The following is a 15,566-nucleotide window of genomic DNA, read 5'->3' on the forward strand; positions in this document are numbered from 1 at the left end:
AGTCTGCCCGTCCTAAAAGGGAGACAGCGACGTCGGCCAAGGTGGCGGGCGCGGAGCCGAACCGAACAACGCACCGCATGAACGCAAAGCACACACCTGCGCCGAGCGCCGCGGAGATGGCCGCGCCGAACGCCAGCGGCCGCTGGCGGGCCAGCCGGCGCAGCTTCCTCGTGATGGCCGGCGCAGCGAGCCTTGCCGCCTGCTCCTCGGGGCCGGATGTCGGCACGCCGCAGGCCGCGCTTCCCGCGCCCGACCTGCCGCCGGACCCCAATGCCGGCCTCGGCACCGGAACGCCGATCGGCCTGATCCTGCCGCTCGGCGCCAGCGGCAATGCCGGCGCGGTGGCGCTGTCGCTGCGCAACGCGGCCGAGATGGCGCTTTCGGAATTCGCCGGCGCCCGCATCCGCCTGATCGTCAAGGACGATGGCGGCACCGGGCCGGGGGCGCAGGCCGCCGCCCAGCAGGTGCTGGACGAAGGCGCGCGCGCCATCATCGGCCCGCTGTTCGCCCATTCGGTCGGCGCCGCCGGGCAGGTGGCGCGCCAGCGCGGCGTGCCCCTGGTCGGCTTCTCCACCGACACCAACGTGGCGGCGCAGGGCGTCTATCTGCTCAGCTTCCTGCCGCAAACCGATGTCGACCGGGCGATCCGCTATGCCGCCTCGCTCGGCCGGCGCTCCTTTGTCGGGCTGGTGCCGGACAACGCCTACGGATCGGTGGTCGAGGCCGCCTTCCGCGAGACCGTGCCCAAGGTGGGCGGGCGCGTCATCGGGCTGGAGCGCTACGCGTCCGGCCAGTATGCGGAGGCCGCGCGCCGCCTCTCCGGCTCGGTGGCACAGGCGGACGCAGTATTCCTTCCCGACGCCGCCGACACGGTGCCGCAGATCCTGCAGGCGATGACCGCCGCCGGCGCCTCCCTTTCCGGCAAGCAGCTCATCGGCACCGGGCTGTGGGACGATGCCAGGCTGTTCGGCAATCCGGCGGTGAACGGCGGCATCTTCGCCGCGCCCGACCCGGCCGGCTTCCGCGCCTTCGCCGCGCGCTACCGGGCGCGGTTCGGCAGCGAGCCGGTGCGCACCACCACCCTCTCGCACGATGCGGTGTCGCTGATGGCGGCGCTGGTCAACAGCTATGGCGAGACCGGCATCACCGATGCGGCGATCCAGAACCCCTCGGGCTTCTCTGGCGTCGATGGCATCTTCCGCTTTCGCGCCGACGGCACCAACCAGCGCGGGCTGGCGGTGATGCAGATCTCCGGCGGCGCCACCCAGATCGTCAGCCCCGCCCCGCGCAGCTTCGCGCAGGGGTGACGCGGGCCCTCACGCCGCCAGATCGGCGACGATGGCGTCGAGCACCGGCAGGCCGAGCGCGGTGGCGCGCAGACGTTCGCCGGGAAGTTCGGCGATCATGCCCTCCTCCAGCAGCGCCGCGACCCGCACCGGATCGAACGCCCGGCCGGCAAGGCGGGCGAAGCGGGCGCGGTCGATACCCTCGGCGAGGCGCAGGCCCATCAGCAGATATTCGTCGGCCTGCTCGGCGCGGGTGAGCGGCTCGTCGACGATCCCGCCGTGACCTTCCGCCTCGACGCGGGCCAGCCATGGCTCCGGCCCACGCTCGGTCGAGGTGGCGACGCGGCCCTCCGGCGTGTCGAGCCGTCCATGCGCGCCGGGGCCGAGGCCGGCATATTCGCCATAGCGCCAGTAGAGCAGGTTGTGCCGGCTCTCGGCGCCGGGGCGGGCATGGTTGGAAATCTCGTAGGCGGGCAGCCCGGCGGCGCTCGTGGTCTCCTGCGTCACGTCCCACAGGGCGCGGGCGACCTCGTCCCCCGGCACGATGAGCCGGCCGGCGCGGTGCAGCGCGGCGAAGGGCGTACCATCCTCGATGGTGAGTTGATAAAGCGAGAGATGCTCGCAGCCCTCATCGATGGCCCGGCCCAGTTCCCGCGCCCAGTCCTCCGGCTTCTGGTCCGGGCGGGCATAGATGAGGTCGAAGGAGACGCGCTCGAACGCCGCGCGCGCCACCGCCACCGCGCCCAGCGCCTCCTCAGCCGTGTGCATGCGGCCGAGCGCCTTCAGCGCCGCATCGTCCAGCGCCTGCACGCCGAGCGAAACGCGGTTGACCCCCGCCGCGCGGTAGCCGCGGAAACGCCCGGCCTCGACGCTGGTCGGGTTGGCCTCCAGCGTCACCTCGGCCCGCGCGTCGAGCGGCCAGGCGGCATCGATGGCGTCGAGGATCGCCCCGACCGTGCCCGGCTCCATCAGCGAGGGCGTGCCGCCGCCGAAGAACACGCTCTCGGTGCGCCGCTGGCCGATGCGCGCCCGCGTATGGGCGATCTCGGCCCTGAAGGCGGCGACGAAGCGCGCCTGGTCGGGCGGGGCGTGGCGGACATGCGAGTTGAAGTCGCAATAGGGGCATTTGGCCTTGCAGAACGGCCAGTGCACATAGACGCCGAATCCGGGATCGGCCGGCGGCAACGCGGGCTTCCACTCAGTCAAATGTCGCCCCGAGGCAGGCCTGCGCCAGCGCCATGAAGGCGCGGGCGCGATGCGACAGGCCACGGCCGAGCGGCGGCAGGCCGTGCTTCTCGGCACCGGTCATCTCGCCGAACGTGCGTGGATTGTCCTCGGGCTGACCATCCGGCTGAAACATCGGGTCGTAGCCGAAGCCGGCCGGGCCGCGCGGCGGCCACACCAGCGTGCCGTTCACCACGCCTTCGAAGTCCTCGACATGGCCATCGGGCCAGGCAAGGCACAGCGCCGAGATGAAATGGGCGCGGCGAAGGTCGGGCAGTTCCGCGCCGGCATCGCGCAGTTCCTCCTCGACGCGGGTCATCGCCGCCATGAAGTCCTTTTCCGGCCCGGCCCAGCGGGCGGTGTAGAGCCCCGGTGCGCCGCCGAGCGCGTCGACGCACAGGCCGGAATCGTCGGCGAAGGCGGGCAGCCCGGTGGCGGTCGCGGCGGCGACCGCCTTGATGCGGGCATTCTCGGTGAAGGTGAGGCCGGTCTCCTCCGGCTCGGGCAGGTCGAGTTCGCCCGCCGACACCGCGTCGATGCCATAGGGCGCCAGCAGGCCGCGCATCTCCTCCAGCTTGCCCGGATTATGCGTGGCGATGACGACGCGGCCTTCGAGCCGGCGGTGCGGGGCCGTGCTCATGCGACGGCCAGCTTCTGCAGGTCGACCAGCTTGGCGACGCCCTTGCGGGCGAGACCGAGCATGGCGTTGAACTCATCCTCGGAGAAGGGCGTCTTCTCGGCGGTGCCCTGCACCTCGACGAAGCCGCCCGAGCCGGTCATGACGAAATTGACGTCAGTATGGGCCTCGGAATCCTCGGCATAGTCGAGGTCGAGGCGCGGCTCGCCGTCGACGATGCCGCAGGAGACGGCGGCGAGATGGTCGCGCAGCGGGATGGCGGGAAGCATGCCGCGCGCCTTCATCCAGCTCAGGCAATCGTAAAGCGCGATCCACGCCCCGGTGACGGAGGCGGTACGGGTGCCGCCATCGGCCTGGATGACGTCGCAATCCACCGTGATCTGGCGCTCGCCGAGCTTTTCGAGGTCGACCACCGCGCGCAGCGCGCGGCCGATCAGGCGCTGGATTTCCTGGGTACGGCCGGACGGCTTGCCGGAAGTGACCTCGCGGCGGGTGCGCTCATGGGTGGCGCGCGGCAGCATGCCGTATTCCGCCGTCACCCAGCCGCGCCCCTGCCCCTTGAGCCAGGGCGGCAGGCGTTCTTCCAGCGTGGCGGCCACCAGCACATGGGTCTCGCCGAATTTCACCAGGCAGGAGCCCTCGGCATGGCGCAGCACGCCCCGCTCGAAGCTCACGGCCCGCATCTCGTCGGGAAGGCGGCGGGAAGGGCGCATGCGGCAGGTCTCCTGAGCGGTGGGCGGGGACGCCCTATGGCCGGTCCTTGTAAGGGCGGCGCGGGCCGGGTGCAATCGCCGCAGGGCGGCGATGGGCGGGCCGGCAGGGCGGCGCAGCCTTGCACACGCCGCGCGATTGCCGAGATAATAGAGACCCGACGCACCGGGAAGCGACAAGGGACCGGCCCAGCGATGCCTCTCGATCCATTTCTGTCCGCAAGCGCGCCCCAGCTCGCCCGGCTCGACGAGCGCTCGCGCGAGATTTTCCGGCAGATCGTCGAGACTTATCTGGCCACGGGCGAGCCGGCGGGGTCGCGCAATATCTCCCGGCTCATTCCGATGACCCTGTCGCCGGCCTCGGTGCGCAATGTGATGGCGGACCTTGAAGCGGCCGGCCTCATCTTCGCGCCCCACACCAGCGCCGGGCGACTGCCGACCGAGCGCGGCCTGCGGTTCTTCGTCGACGCGCTGCTGGAGATCGGCGACGTCTCCGAGGACGAGCGCAATTCGATCGAGACCCAGGTGCGCGCCGCCGCCCGCGCCCAGACGGTCGACGGTGTGCTGGCGGAAGCCTCCAACCTGCTCTCCGGCCTGTCGCGCGGCGCCGGCGTTGTCACCGCCGGCAAGACCGATGTGCGGCTCAAGCACATCGAGTTCGTGCCGCTCGACCCCAGCCGGGCGCTGCTGATTCTGGTCTCCGAGGATGGCGAGGTCGAGAACCGGCTGGTGCCGCTGCCCAAGGGCCTGCCCGCCTCGGCGCTGGTGGAGGCGACCAACTTCCTCTCCTCGCTGACGCGCGGACGCACGCTGGCGGAGCTGCGCACCGAGGTGGAGCGCACGCTGGCCGCCCGCCGCGCCGAGCTCGACGAGGTCACCGCCCGCGTGGTCGAGAGCGGCATGGCCAGCTGGTCGGGCGGCGAGAAAGCCGACCGGCGGCTGATCGTGCGCGGGCAGACCCGGCTGCTGCACGATCTCAGGGCGATCGAGGATCTGGAGCGGGTGCGGCTGCTGTTCGACGACCTGGAGGCCAAGCAGGAAGTGGTCGACCTGCTCGGCCGGGCCGAGGACGCGCAGGGGCTGCGCATCTTCATCGGCTCGGAGAACAAGCTGTTCTCGCTGTCGGGCTCCTCCACCATCGTGGCACCCTATCGCGACGGGCAGGGCCGGGTGGTCGGCGTGCTCGGCGTCATCGGTCCCACCCGCCTGAACTATGCCCGCATCGTACCCATGGTCGACTTCACCGCCCGCGTGGTGAGCCGTGTGCTTTCCGGCCCGGGGATTGACGCGGCTTGATTTTTGCGCTGTCCGTCCCGATATGGCGGGCGTCCGCGCGGCCCGCCGCCGGGCCTGTTCATTCTTCGACGAGGTATTCATGAGCGACGAGAACCGCACTCCGGCTGACCAGCCCGAAATGGGCGATCAGGCTGTCGACGCCGAGCACGGCGCTGCGGACGCGCCGGACGACCTCGCCGCCCAGTTCGCGGCCGAGAAGGAGCGTCTGGAGGCCGAGATCGCCGCGCTCAAGGACAAGTTCCTGCGCGCCTTCGCCGAGGCCGACAATGTGCGCCGCCGCGCCGAGCGCGAGGTGGCCGACGCCAAGGTCTACGGCATCACCGGCTTCGCCCGCGACGTCCTCACCGTCGCCGACGATTTCGATCGGGCGATAGGCGCCATCGACGCCGATTCGCGCGCCAAGGCCGAGGGGACGCTGAAGACGCTGCTGGAGGGCATCGACCTCACCGGGCGCGCCCTCATGCAGGCCCTGTCCAAGCATGGCGTGGCGCGGATCGAGGCGGAAGGCGCGAAATTCGACCCGAACATGCATCAGGCGATGTTCGAGGTGCCTACTACCGAGGTGCCGTCCGGCACCGTGGTCCAGGTGATCCAGCCGGGCTACAAGCTTGGCGAACGCGTGCTGCGCCCGGCGCTGGTCGGCGTCTCCAAGGGTGGCCCCAAGGCGGCGCCGGCGGAAGCCCCGGCCAACGAGGGCTGAGTACACGGCGCAAGGCGGCCGGTAAAAAAGGGCCCCTGCAAGGGGCCCTTTTCGTTTGCGCTGCTCCACGCCGGCAGGTCAGCGCAGCGTGACTCCGTCGCGCAGGGCGCGCATGGCGCCGTAGTCGGCGTCGAAATTCTCCGTCGGCGCCACGCCGACCATGCGCAGATAGCCATTGCGGCCGAAGCTCAGCCACTGCGCCACCTTGACTGGCTGGTCGCTCTGCTGGTCCAGCGCGTTGCCGATCAGTTCGAAGCCGGGCTGACCGCCGACGCGAAGCGGACCGCCGCGCTCGATGCGCAGTTCCTTGATCCCCGGCACGCTCGATATCGCGCGCTTGGCGACGCCTTCGCGCTCGTCTTCGCGGATCTCGCCCGGCCCGACGGCAACGATGAAGAAGGACTGGCTCTTCGGCTCGGTTTCACCCGCCTCGTCCTTGGTCAGCAGCACGGCGCTGGTACCGACCACCTTCATGACCGTGTAGCCGGCCAGATCGCGGAGGGTGAAGGGCAGCTTGGCGAGCATCTCCTCGGTACTCGGCGGGGCACGGAAGACCACCGTCTCGAGCGCCTTCTCGACCGTCGCGTCGGGGTAGCGGGCCGAGGCGGCCTCCGGGAACTGAACCGTTACCATGCCGGTCTGATCCTTGCCGCCGGCGATCAGGATCCATTTCTTCAGCGCCCCGGCGCCCACGGTCTGGAAACCCTTCAGCAGCAAGGCCGGCACGCCGTCAGCCAGCGTGACATCGCGCCGCTGCTCGACCGTGACGCCCTGCTTCTGCAGTTCCTCGGACGCGAAGTTCGCGGTGATCTCGGTATAGGCGCGCTTGGGCATCTCCAGAACCAGAATCGAGGCACTGGCGGCGCGATCCTGGAAGCCGGGCACACCCGGCACGGTCACCATGCCCTCCGGCGGGACGATGCCGATCGTGCCGTCATTGGCGAAAATCGTCTTGGTCTGGGCGGAGGCGGGCAGGCCGAGCACAATCAGCGACAAAGCGACGGCGGCAACAGAGGCGGCAAGACGGGCAACAAGGCGCATTCGCAATCCTTCGAGCTTTCGGAAGCCGTAACTTGGCTCTTTCTGCGGGTTCATCAAGGCGGAAATTCGCTCAGGCCGGCCCGATGCACCCGACGTAACGTCAGATTGATGCGGCCCGGCTGCCTCAGAACGGTGGAGGTCTCGGGAAACACCCGGTCGATGCCGTGAAAGGCCAGCCGCGCCGGGCCCGCCAGCAGCAGCGCGTCGCCCGAGGCGAGCCGGAACGAGCGGGTAGGGTCCTTGCGCGCCGTGCCACCGATGCGGAACAGGGCGGTGTCGCCCAGTGACAGCGACAGGACGGGAGCGGAAAATTCCTCCTCGTCGCGGTCCTGGTGCAGGCTCATCCGCGCGCCGGGCGCGTACCAGTTGATCAGGCATGCCTCCGGCGCCAGCGCCGTCCCCGCCAGTTCCGCCCAGGCGCGAATGAGCGCCGGCGGCATGGGCGGCCAGGCCTCGCCGGTCTCGGGATGCGTCGGCTGGTAGCGATAGCCGGCCACGTCCGACACCCAGCCGAGCCGGCCGCAGCTTGAGATGCGCACCGAGAACGGCTTTCCGGTACGCGGCATGCGCGGGGTGAACAGCGGTGCCTTGGCCAGAATCGCGCGCAGATCGGCCGCCAGCGACTCCTGCCCCGCCCGGTCCAGCCAGCCGGGCCAGTAGAGGCAGCCCGGCACGATCTCGATCGGCGCTTCCATCGCCACTCTCTAGAGCTTCCTCAGCGAGACCAGTTCGACCTCGTGGTCGCCGCCCTTGCGCAGGATGAGGTCGGCGCGCTGGCGGGTGGGCAGGATATTCTCGCGCAGGTTCACGAGGTTGATCGAGCGCCAGATGGCGCGGGCGGTGGCGTCGGCCTCGGCGTCGGTCAGGCTGGAATAGCGGTGGAAATAAGCCTTCGGGTCGCGGAAGGCCGTGCCCCGCAGGCGCATGAAGCGCTCCACATACCAGCGCTCGAGGATGGTCTCGTCGGCGTCGATATAGACCTTGAAGTCGAAGAAGTCGGAGACGAAGGGAATGCCCTTGCCGTCCTTGGGCGGGCGGCTGGTCTGCAGCACGTTCAGCCCCTCGACGATGAGGATGTCCGGCTGGTCGACCTCGACCATCGCGTTCGGCGTCACGTCATAGGCGAAATGGCTGTAGACCGGCGCCCGCACCGGGCGCCGCCCCGCCTTGATGTCGGTGAGGAAATGCAGCAGCGCCGGCAGGTCGTAGCTTTCGGGAAAGCCCTTGCGGCCCATCAGCCCTTCCTGCTCCAGCACGGCGTTGGGCAGGAGAAAGCCGTCGGTGGTGACCAGCGCCACCTTCGGCGTGTTCGGCCAGCGCGCCAGCAGCGCCTGCAGCACGCGCGCGGTCGTCGACTTGCCCACCGCCACCGAACCGGCGACGCCAATGATGTAGGGCATCTTGCCGTTCTGCTCGGGACCGAGGAATTTCTGCATCTGCCGGAACAGCTTCTGCGTCGCCCCGACATAGATCGACAGCAGCCGCGACAGCGGCAGGTAGATCTCCTCGATTTCGGGAATCGACAGGCGGTCATTGAGGCCCTGAAGCCTCTGTATTTCATCCGCCATCAGCGGCTGGGGCGTGTCGGCACGCAAGGCCGCCCATTCGGCGCGGCTGAAATTGCGGAAGGGCGACAGCCCCGCACCGTCGAGCTTCAATTCCATGGCAGCGTTTCCCGGCTCGCCCGGACATTCAAAGCGCCAAGCGTTGGTCGACCGTATACCACTTTAGGACGAGACGTGATACCGCCCGTTCGGGCGCGCCCTGCCGTGCCGCGCACGCCGCTCGTGGCGCTCTCAGCCCCTGGGACGAGACGCCTTTTCCTCAAGGCCGGACTGGTTCGTCCGGCGACCCAGTTCCGCATAGACGTCTTCCAGGGACACACCGCGCGCCTGAAGCAGCACGACCAGATGGTAGAGAAGATCGGCACTTTCGGAAACGACGGCTTTGGTATCGGACCCGACGGCGGCGAGCGCCGTCTCCACTGCTTCCTCACCGAGCTTCTGGGCGCATTTGGCGACGCCCTTGGCGATGAGCGAGCGCGTATAGGACCCCTCGCCCGCGCCGCTGGCCCGGAAGGCGACGATCGCGGCGAGGTCTTCCAGCGTGACGCGGGCGGGCGTGTCGTTCATCGGCCGGCCTCCTCGATGTCGCCGCCGCCAAGACGAACCGGAAGCCCGGCCCCGGCGAGGGCGTCCTTGGCGGCACCGATGGTGAAGGTGCCGAAATGGAAGATGGAGGCCGCCAGCACCGCCGAAGCCCTGCCCTCGCGAATGCCGTCGACGAGGTGATCCAGCGTGCCGACGCCGCCGGAGGCGATGACCGGCACGCTCACCGCGTCGGAAATGGCGCGGGTGAGCTTCAGGTCGAAGCCCTCGCCGGTACCGTCGCGGTCCATCGAGGTGAGCAGGATCTCGCCGGCGCCGAGCGCCGCCACCTCCCTGGCGTAGCCCACCGCGTCGAGGCCGGTGCGGTTGCGCCCGCCATGGGTGAAAATCTCCCAGCGGTCGGGCTCGCCCTCGGCGGAGACCTTCTTGGCGTCGATGGCGACGACGATGCACTGCTCGCCGAATTTTTCCGCCGCCTCGCGCACGAACGCCCGCCGGTTCACCGCCGCCGTGTTGATCGACACCTTGTCGGCGCCGGCGTTGAGCAGTGCGCGGATGTCCTCCACCGTGCGCACGCCACCGCCGACGGTGAGCGGCATGAAGCATTGTTCGGCAGTGCGGCTGACCACGTCGATCAGCGTGCCGCGTGCCTCGACACTGGCCGTGATGTCGAGGAAGCACAATTCGTCGGCGCCGGCGGCGTCATAGGCCTTGGCCGCCTCCACCGGATCGCCGGCGTCGCGCAGATCGACGAATTTCACGCCCTTGACGACACGCCCGTCCTTGACGTCGAGGCAGGGGATGACGCGGACCTTGAGCATGGATGTCCCGCTCATGCCGGAAGCCCGGCGGCCAGCGCCAGCGCGGCGCGCGGATCGAGGCGCCCGTCGTAGAGCGCGCGGCCTGTAATGGCGCCCTCCAGCTTCGCCGCGCGCGGCTCCAGCAGCGCCTTCACGTCGTCGAGCGAGGCGAGGCCGCCAGAGGCGATGACGGGGATCGAGATGGCGTCAGCCAGCCCGATGGTGGCGTCGAGATTGAGGCCTTTCAACAGCCCGTCGCGGGCGATGTCGGTGTAGATGATGGCGGCGACGCCGGCATCCTCGAAACGCTGCGCCAGTTCCAGCGCGGTGAGGTCGCTCGTCTCGGCCCAGCCCTCCACCGCCACGCGCCCGTCCTTGGCGTCGAGACCCACCGCCACCCGCCCGGGAAAGCGGCGCGCCGCCTCCTTCACGAAGGCCGGGTCGCGCACCGCCGCGGTGCCGAGAATGACCCGGGTGATGCCCTTTTCCAGCCAGTCCTCGACCCGGGCGAGGTCACGTATGCCGCCGCCGAGCTGCACCGGCATGCCGACAGCTTCGAGAATCCGTTCCACCGCGGCCGCGTTCACCGGCTGGCCGGCAAAGGCGCCATCGAGGTCGACGATGTGCAGGTAGCGGAAGCCCTGCGCCTCGAACTGCGCCGCCTGCTGCGCGGGATCGTGGTTGAAGATGGTGGCGCGTGCCATGTCGCCCTGCTGCAGGCGCACGCACTTGCCGTCCTTGAGATCGATGGCGGGAAAGAGGATCACGGCGCCCACTTCAGGAAATTGGCGAGAAGGGCGAGGCCGAGGCGCTGGCTCTTCTCGGGATGGAACTGCGTTCCGGCGATATTGTCGCGCCCGACCATGGCGGTGATGGCGCCGCCATAGGAAGTGGTGGCGATCACGTCGCCCGGATGCGCGGCTTTGAGGTGATAGGAATGGACGAAATAGGCGTCGAGCCCGTTCTCGCCGGTGGGAATGCCGTCGAGCAGCGGGTGCGGGCGGGCCACATCCAGCGAATTCCAGCCCATATGCGGAATCTTCAGCGCGGGATCGCTCGGCTCGATCTTGACGACGTCGCCCTCGATCCAGCCGAGCCCGGCGGTCTCGCCATGCTCCAGCCCGCGCGTCGCCATCAGCTGAAGCCCGACGCAGATACCGAGAAACGGCCGGCCGCGTTCCATCACCGCCTCGGTCAGCGCCTCCACCATGCCGGGCACGGCGTCGAGCCCGCGCCGGCAGTCGGCATAGGCGCCGACGCCGGGCAGCAGGATGCGGTCGGCCCGGCGCACCACCTCGGGGTCGGCCGTCACCAGCACGGCCTTGCCGCTGCCGCCCTCGCGCGCGGCACGCTCCAGCGCCTTGCCGGCGGAATGCAGATTGCCGGAACCGTAGTCGATCAGGGCGACGGGGGCGGGGGGGGTCATCGGGCGGCCTCCGGGAACAGGCCGAGCACGGCGGTCTCGGCCGGCCGCGGCGCGGCAGTGATGCGGGACCCGCCCAGCGGCTGCGGCGGAAGCGGGGGCATCGTGACATTGCCGAGCCGGGCGCCGAAATAGCGCTGCTCGGCGGCGTCCAGCGTCGGCGCCACCACGCAGCCGGCCTCCTCATAGCCCCGCGCCGCCAGCTTCGCCCGGCGCAGGCCGGGAAGAAACACCGCCACGGTGACGTTGGCGACCAGCAGCAGCAAGACCGCGCGACCGTCGAGATCAAGCCAGACGATGGCGGCGATCACCGTCCCCTGCACCAGCATATAAACGAGGAAGGCCAGCCACAGAAAATGGCGCAGCAGCACCAGCGGCGCGAACAGCAGCGCACTCCATGACAGGCGCTCGGGCACGAAGACGAAGCCCTCCGCCCAGTTGAGGGTGGTGCGCCGCTCGTCGCCCTCCTCGGGCTCGAAGACCGTCCAGACCGCCATGAATTCCTCAGCCCTGCGTGTTCAGCCGCCAAGGCTGCCCTTGGTGGAAGGGATTTCCCCCACAGCGGCCGGATCAATGGCCACCGCCGCGCGCAGCGCGCGGGCCAGTCCCTTGAAGCAGCTCTCCGCTATATGGTGCGCGTTGGCGCCGTACAGAGTCTCGACATGCAGCGTCAGCCCGGCATTGATCGCGAAGGCCTGGAAGAACTCGCGCACCAGTTCGGTGTCGAATTCGCCGATCTTCGGCGCCGGGAACTCGGTGCGGAACACCAGGAACGGCCGGCCGGAAATGTCGAGCGCCACGCGGGTCAGCGTCTCGTCCATCGGCAAATGCAGGCTGGCATAGCGGGTGACGCCGCGCATGTCGCCGAGTGCGGTCTTCACCGCCTGGCCGAGCGCGATGCCGACATCCTCCACCGTGTGGTGGAAGTCGATATGCAGATCGCCCCTGGCCTCGATCTCCATGTCGATGCGCGAATGGCGCGCGAGCAGGTCCAGCATGTGGTCGAAAAAACCGACTCCGGTCGCGATCGTCGCCTTTCCCGTGCCGTCGAGATCGATGGCGAGGCGAATCTGCGTTTCCTTGGTGGCGCGGGTGATGCTGGCCGTGCGCATGGCGAGAGGCTCCCGAAAGAGCGCGCGTCTTAGCAGCTAAAGCGTTGCGATGCCATATGCGCCCCGCAAGGCTGAAGGCCGGCACCGGCACGAGTTGCGCTGCGGCCGCGAGGGCTTAAGTAAGGGGTCCCGACCGGAGCCCTCGCGACAGAGCCCTGCATGACCCATTCTCCTGACACGATCTACGGCACCACCATCGTCTCGGTCCGCACCGAGGGGCGCGTCGCCATCGGCGGCGACGGGCAGGTGACGCTTGGCAACACGGTGATGAAATCCAATGCCCGCAAGGTGCGCCGGCTCGGCAAGGGCGATGTGATCGGCGGCTTTGCCGGCGCCACGGCGGACGCCTTCACCCTGTTCGAGCGGCTGGAAGCCAAGCTGGAGCAGTATCCCGGCCAGTTGCAGCGGGCGGCGGTCGAACTCGCCAAGGACTGGCGCACCGACCGCTATCTGCGCCGGCTGGAAGCCATGATGATCGTGGCCGACGCCAGCGTCACCCTCGTGCTCACCGGCACCGGCGACGTGCTGGAGCCGGAGGGCGGCATTGCCGCCATCGGTTCGGGCGGGGGTTTCGCGCTGGCCGCCGCCCGCGCGCTTGCCGATAGCGGGCAGGACGCGGAAGCGGTCGTGCGCAAGAGCCTCGCCATCGCCGCCGACATCTGCATCTACACCAACCACAATGTGGTGGTGGAGACGATCGGGTGATGATCTCGGACCGCACCGTCCTCATCGCGACCGAGCGCGGCGTCATCACGCCGGATCAGGCCGAGCGCCTGCGCGCGCTGGAGGCGGAACTGGCGCCCGGCACTGAGGCCGCCCTCCCGCAGCCGGACGACGACGAGCGGCTGCGCTTCATCACCGGCTTCGGCGACATCTTCGTCACCATCGGGCTGGCGCTGTTCCTCGGCGCGCTGGGCTATTTCAGCGAGGCGCTCGGTGCTGCCGGCATGTGGGCGGCTGTGGGCGCGGCCAGCTGGCTGCTGGCTGAATTCTTCACCCGCGTGCAGCGCATGGCCCTGCCCAGCATCGTGCTGCTGGTGGTGTTCTGCGCATCGGTGTTCATGGCGTCGTCCAGCGGGCTCGGCAGCACCGTGCCTCTCATTCCGAGCCTCCTGTCGCTCAGCGAAGCTCCGCTGACGCTGGCGCTGGCCGGCCTGGCGACGCTGGCCGCCGCGATGGTACATTACTGGCGCTTCCGGGTGCCGATCACCATTGCCGCCGCGGCCGCCGCGCTGGTGGCGATCGTGGTCGGCCTGGTGGCTGCCGCAGTACCCGGCGGCATCGAGGCCGCGATCAATCCGGTGCTCCTGGTCTGCGGCCTCTGCGTCTTCGTCCTCGCCATGCGTTTCGACATGAGCGATCCGCAGCGGCTCACCCGGCGGACCGACATCGCCTTCTGGCTGCATCTACTGGCGGCGCCGCTGATCGTGCATCCGCTGATACGCGGGTTCGTATGGCCGGATGGCGCGCCCGGCGGGGGAAGCGCGCTGCCGATGCTCGCGGTGTTCGCCGGGCTCGGCGTGGTCGCGGTGCTGATCGACCGCCGCGCGCTGCTGGTCTCCGGTCTCGCTTATGCCGGCATCGCCTTTGCCTCACTCATGAAGGTCAGCGGCTTTGCCGGCAGCACGACGCCGCTGACCATATTCGTGCTCGGCGCCTTCATCCTGCTGCTCAGCGCCCTGTGGCATCCGCTGCGTCGGGCCGTGCTCGCCGTGCTCCCGGCCCGCTTCGCGCGGCGTCTGCCCCATCCGAACGTCCTTCCCACCACACATATTGCATCATCATGACCAGCTTCTCGCCCCGCGAAATCGTCTCCGAGCTCGACCGCTACATCGTCGGCCAGCACAAGGCCAAGCGCGCGGTGGCTATCGCCCTGCGCAACCGCTGGCGCCGCCAGCAGCTGGAAGGCCAGCTGCGCGAGGAGGTGCTGCCGAAGAACATCCTGATGATCGGCCCCACCGGCGTCGGCAAGACGGAGATCTCCCGCCGCCTGGCCAAGCTCGCCGGCGCGCCCTTCCTCAAGGTCGAGGCCACCAAGTTCACCGAGGTCGGCTATGTCGGGCGCGACGTCGAGCAGATCATCCGCGACCTGGTCGAGATCGGCATCGGTCTGGTGCGCGATGTGCGCCGCAAGGGCGTCGAGGCCAAGGCGCATCTCGCTGCCGAGGAGCGGGTGCTCGACGCGCTGGTCGGCACCACCGCCTCCTCCGGCACCCGTGAGAGCTTCCGCAAGAAGCTGCGCGACGGCCTGATGGACGACAAGGAAATCGAGGTCGAGATCACCTCCGGCGGCGGCCAGGGCATGCCGATGTTCGAGATTCCCGGCATGCCAGGCGCGCAGATGGGCGCCATCTCCATCGGTGACATGCTCGGCAAGGCGTTCGGCGGCCGTTCCAAGCCGCGCCGCGTCACCGTGAAGGACGCCCATCCGCTGCTGCTGTCCGAGGAGGCCGACAAGCTGATCGACCAGGACGCCATCGTGCAGGAGGCGATCCGCGCCGTGGAGGAGAACGGCATCGTCTTCCTCGACGAGATCGACAAGATCGCCGGCTCCGAGCGCCGCGGCGGCGGCGACGTCTCGCGCGAAGGCGTGCAGCGCGACCTGCTGCCGCTGATCGAAGGCACCACCGTCTCCACCAAGCACGGCGCGGTGAAGACCGACCACATATTGTTCATCGCCTCCGGCGCCTTCCACGTCTCCAAGCCTTCGGACCTGCTGCCCGAACTGCAGGGGCGGCTGCCGATCCGGGTCGAGCTGGAGGCGCTGACGCGGGAGGATTTCACCCGCATCCTCACCGAGACCGAGGCCAGCCTGGTCAAGCAGTCGGTGGCGCTGATGGGCACCGAGGGCGTCGAATTGGTCATCACCGAGGACGCGGTGGCGGCGATCGCCGACATGGCGGTGCAGGTGAACGCGAGCGTCGAGAATATCGGCGCGCGGCGGCTGCAGACGGTGATCGAGCGGGTGCTGGACGACCTGTCCTTCACCGCGCCCGATCGCGGCGGCGAGACAGTCGTGGTGGACGGCGCCTATGTGCGGGAACGCGTCGCCGACCTCGCCGGCAACACGGATCTCAGCCGCTACATCCTTTGATTCGGTACCGGAACGTCGATGCTGAGCCGGCTGAGGGTTTCACGTGAAACGGGGAGGCGCCGCGCCGTGTGCGTGCTTCGAGGCCGGCCAGATGAGGCACGCGAACGCGGGCCCGCCGGGGCAAATACCCGCCCC

At 69.5% G+C, this 15,566-nt stretch carries 18 protein-coding genes; 6 read left to right on the top strand and 12 right to left on the bottom strand.

Annotated features, from left to right (window positions below):
• Positions 1-77 precede the first annotated feature (77 nt).
• Complete coding sequence (locus KHC23_RS14680) at positions 78-1,307, top strand: penicillin-binding protein activator (RefSeq protein WP_373878524.1); 1,230 nt, start codon at positions 78-80, stop codon at positions 1,305-1,307.
• 9 nt (positions 1,308-1,316) lie between these two features.
• Here KHC23_RS14680 and hemW read toward each other — a convergent pair whose 3' ends face one another.
• From hemW to rph, 3 genes are read right to left on the bottom strand one after another with little or no spacing between them, the layout of a single operon-like run.
• Positions 1,317-2,492: a radical SAM family heme chaperone HemW gene (hemW, locus tag KHC23_RS14685; protein ID WP_213373408.1), complete on the bottom strand. Its 1,176-nt coding sequence runs from the start codon at positions 2,490-2,492 to the stop codon at positions 1,317-1,319.
• Positions 2,485-3,150 carry an RdgB/HAM1 family non-canonical purine NTP pyrophosphatase gene (rdgB, locus tag KHC23_RS14690; protein WP_213373409.1) on the bottom strand — a complete coding sequence of 222 codons (666 nt, stop codon included), beginning with the start codon at positions 3,148-3,150 and terminating at the stop codon, positions 2,485-2,487. The genes hemW and rdgB overlap by 8 nt, the downstream gene beginning before the upstream one ends.
• Positions 3,147-3,860, bottom strand: a complete 714-nt coding sequence (gene rph, locus KHC23_RS14695; RefSeq protein ID WP_213373410.1) for a ribonuclease PH — start codon at positions 3,858-3,860, stop codon at positions 3,147-3,149. The genes rdgB and rph overlap by 4 nt, the downstream gene beginning before the upstream one ends.
• Before the next feature lie 192 nt (positions 3,861-4,052).
• Here rph and hrcA point away from each other — a divergent pair, with 192 nt between their 5' ends.
• Entirely contained in the window at positions 4,053-5,153 is a 1,101-nt protein-coding gene (gene hrcA / locus KHC23_RS14700; protein WP_213373411.1) for a heat-inducible transcriptional repressor HrcA, read from the top strand.
• Positions 5,154-5,232: 79 nt separating this feature from the next.
• Complete coding sequence (grpE, locus tag KHC23_RS14705; protein WP_213373412.1) at positions 5,233-5,853, top strand: nucleotide exchange factor GrpE; 621 nt, start codon at positions 5,233-5,235, stop codon at positions 5,851-5,853.
• A gap of 78 nt (positions 5,854-5,931) precedes the next feature.
• On the opposite strand, the gene KHC23_RS14710 is transcribed toward grpE, so the two are convergent.
• The 9 genes from KHC23_RS14710 to hisB form a co-directional block, all read right to left on the bottom strand.
• Positions 5,932-6,894 (bottom strand): hypothetical protein, encoded by a 963-nt coding sequence (locus KHC23_RS14710; protein ID WP_213373413.1) that lies wholly within the window; start codon positions 6,892-6,894, stop codon positions 5,932-5,934.
• A gap of 53 nt (positions 6,895-6,947) precedes the next feature.
• Positions 6,948-7,589: an alpha-ketoglutarate-dependent dioxygenase AlkB family protein gene (locus KHC23_RS14715; protein WP_213373414.1), complete on the bottom strand. Its 642-nt coding sequence runs from the start codon at positions 7,587-7,589 to the stop codon at positions 6,948-6,950.
• A gap of 9 nt (positions 7,590-7,598) precedes the next feature.
• Entirely contained in the window at positions 7,599-8,558 is a 960-nt protein-coding gene (gene coaA, locus KHC23_RS14720; RefSeq protein WP_213373415.1) for a type I pantothenate kinase, read from the bottom strand.
• Between the two features lie 132 nt (positions 8,559-8,690).
• On the bottom strand, positions 8,691-9,026 hold the full coding sequence (locus tag KHC23_RS14725; RefSeq protein WP_213373416.1) for a phosphoribosyl-ATP diphosphatase: 336 nt from the start codon (positions 9,024-9,026) through the stop codon (positions 8,691-8,693).
• Positions 9,023-9,823 (bottom strand): imidazole glycerol phosphate synthase subunit HisF, encoded by an 801-nt coding sequence (hisF, locus tag KHC23_RS14730; RefSeq protein ID WP_213373523.1) that lies wholly within the window; start codon positions 9,821-9,823, stop codon positions 9,023-9,025. Before hisF ends, KHC23_RS14725 begins: the two co-directional genes overlap by 4 nt.
• 11 nt (positions 9,824-9,834) lie before the next feature.
• Positions 9,835-10,569, bottom strand: a complete 735-nt coding sequence (gene hisA / locus KHC23_RS14735; RefSeq protein ID WP_213373417.1) for a 1-(5-phosphoribosyl)-5-[(5-phosphoribosylamino)methylideneamino]imidazole-4-carboxamide isomerase — start codon at positions 10,567-10,569, stop codon at positions 9,835-9,837.
• Positions 10,566-11,228 (bottom strand): imidazole glycerol phosphate synthase subunit HisH, encoded by a 663-nt coding sequence (gene hisH, locus KHC23_RS14740; RefSeq protein WP_213373418.1) that lies wholly within the window; start codon positions 11,226-11,228, stop codon positions 10,566-10,568. Before hisH ends, hisA begins: the two co-directional genes overlap by 4 nt.
• Positions 11,225-11,722, bottom strand: a complete 498-nt coding sequence (locus KHC23_RS14745; RefSeq protein WP_213373419.1) for a DUF2628 domain-containing protein — start codon at positions 11,720-11,722, stop codon at positions 11,225-11,227. The genes hisH and KHC23_RS14745 overlap by 4 nt, the downstream gene beginning before the upstream one ends.
• Positions 11,723-11,743: 21 nt before the next feature.
• Entirely contained in the window at positions 11,744-12,337 is a 594-nt protein-coding gene (gene hisB / locus KHC23_RS14750; RefSeq protein ID WP_213373420.1) for an imidazoleglycerol-phosphate dehydratase HisB, read from the bottom strand.
• A 159-nt stretch (positions 12,338-12,496) separates the two neighbouring features.
• Between hisB and hslV the strand changes: the two genes are divergently transcribed.
• From hslV to hslU, 3 genes are read left to right on the top strand one after another with little or no spacing between them, the layout of a single operon-like run.
• Positions 12,497-13,042: an ATP-dependent protease subunit HslV gene (gene hslV, locus KHC23_RS14755; protein WP_213373421.1), complete on the top strand. Its 546-nt coding sequence runs from the start codon at positions 12,497-12,499 to the stop codon at positions 13,040-13,042.
• Entirely contained in the window at positions 13,042-14,124 is a 1,083-nt protein-coding gene (locus KHC23_RS14760; protein WP_246544641.1) for a hypothetical protein, read from the top strand. The genes hslV and KHC23_RS14760 overlap by 1 nt, the downstream gene beginning before the upstream one ends.
• Positions 14,121-15,431: an ATP-dependent protease ATPase subunit HslU gene (gene hslU / locus KHC23_RS14765; protein ID WP_213373423.1), complete on the top strand. Its 1,311-nt coding sequence runs from the start codon at positions 14,121-14,123 to the stop codon at positions 15,429-15,431. The genes KHC23_RS14760 and hslU overlap by 4 nt, the downstream gene beginning before the upstream one ends.
• Positions 15,432-15,566 lie beyond the last annotated feature (135 nt).

The sequence above is a fragment of the Ancylobacter dichloromethanicus genome (assembly GCF_018390645.1).
GTDB classification, from domain to species: Bacteria; Pseudomonadota; Alphaproteobacteria; order Rhizobiales; family Xanthobacteraceae; genus Ancylobacter; species Ancylobacter dichloromethanicus.

Coding starts and splice junctions, on each gene's coding strand:
- KHC23_RS14715 (WP_213373414.1), bottom strand. CDS start 7,589: ATGGAAGCGCCGATCGAGATCGTGCCGGGCTGCCTCTACTGGCCCGGC.
- hslV (WP_213373421.1), top strand. CDS start 12,497: ATGACCCATTCTCCTGACACGATCTACGGCACCACCATCGTCTCGGTC.
- hrcA (WP_213373411.1), top strand. CDS start 4,053: ATGCCTCTCGATCCATTTCTGTCCGCAAGCGCGCCCCAGCTCGCCCGG.
- hisH (WP_213373418.1), bottom strand. CDS start 11,228: ATGACCCCCCCCGCCCCCGTCGCCCTGATCGACTACGGTTCCGGCAAT.
- KHC23_RS14760 (WP_246544641.1), top strand. CDS start 13,042: ATGATCTCGGACCGCACCGTCCTCATCGCGACCGAGCGCGGCGTCATC.
- hisF (WP_213373523.1), bottom strand. CDS start 9,823: ATGCTCAAGGTCCGCGTCATCCCCTGCCTCGACGTCAAGGACGGGCGT.
- coaA (WP_213373415.1), bottom strand. CDS start 8,558: ATGGAATTGAAGCTCGACGGTGCGGGGCTGTCGCCCTTCCGCAATTTC.
- hisB (WP_213373420.1), bottom strand. CDS start 12,337: ATGCGCACGGCCAGCATCACCCGCGCCACCAAGGAAACGCAGATTCGC.
- KHC23_RS14745 (WP_213373419.1), bottom strand. CDS start 11,722: ATGGCGGTCTGGACGGTCTTCGAGCCCGAGGAGGGCGACGAGCGGCGC.
- KHC23_RS14710 (WP_213373413.1), bottom strand. CDS start 6,894: ATGCGCCTTGTTGCCCGTCTTGCCGCCTCTGTTGCCGCCGTCGCTTTG.
- hslU (WP_213373423.1), top strand. CDS start 14,121: ATGACCAGCTTCTCGCCCCGCGAAATCGTCTCCGAGCTCGACCGCTAC.
- rdgB (WP_213373409.1), bottom strand. CDS start 3,150: ATGAGCACGGCCCCGCACCGCCGGCTCGAAGGCCGCGTCGTCATCGCC.
- KHC23_RS14680 (WP_373878524.1), top strand. CDS start 78: ATGAACGCAAAGCACACACCTGCGCCGAGCGCCGCGGAGATGGCCGCG.
- KHC23_RS14725 (WP_213373416.1), bottom strand. CDS start 9,026: ATGAACGACACGCCCGCCCGCGTCACGCTGGAAGACCTCGCCGCGATC.
- grpE (WP_213373412.1), top strand. CDS start 5,233: ATGAGCGACGAGAACCGCACTCCGGCTGACCAGCCCGAAATGGGCGAT.
- rph (WP_213373410.1), bottom strand. CDS start 3,860: ATGCGCCCTTCCCGCCGCCTTCCCGACGAGATGCGGGCCGTGAGCTTC.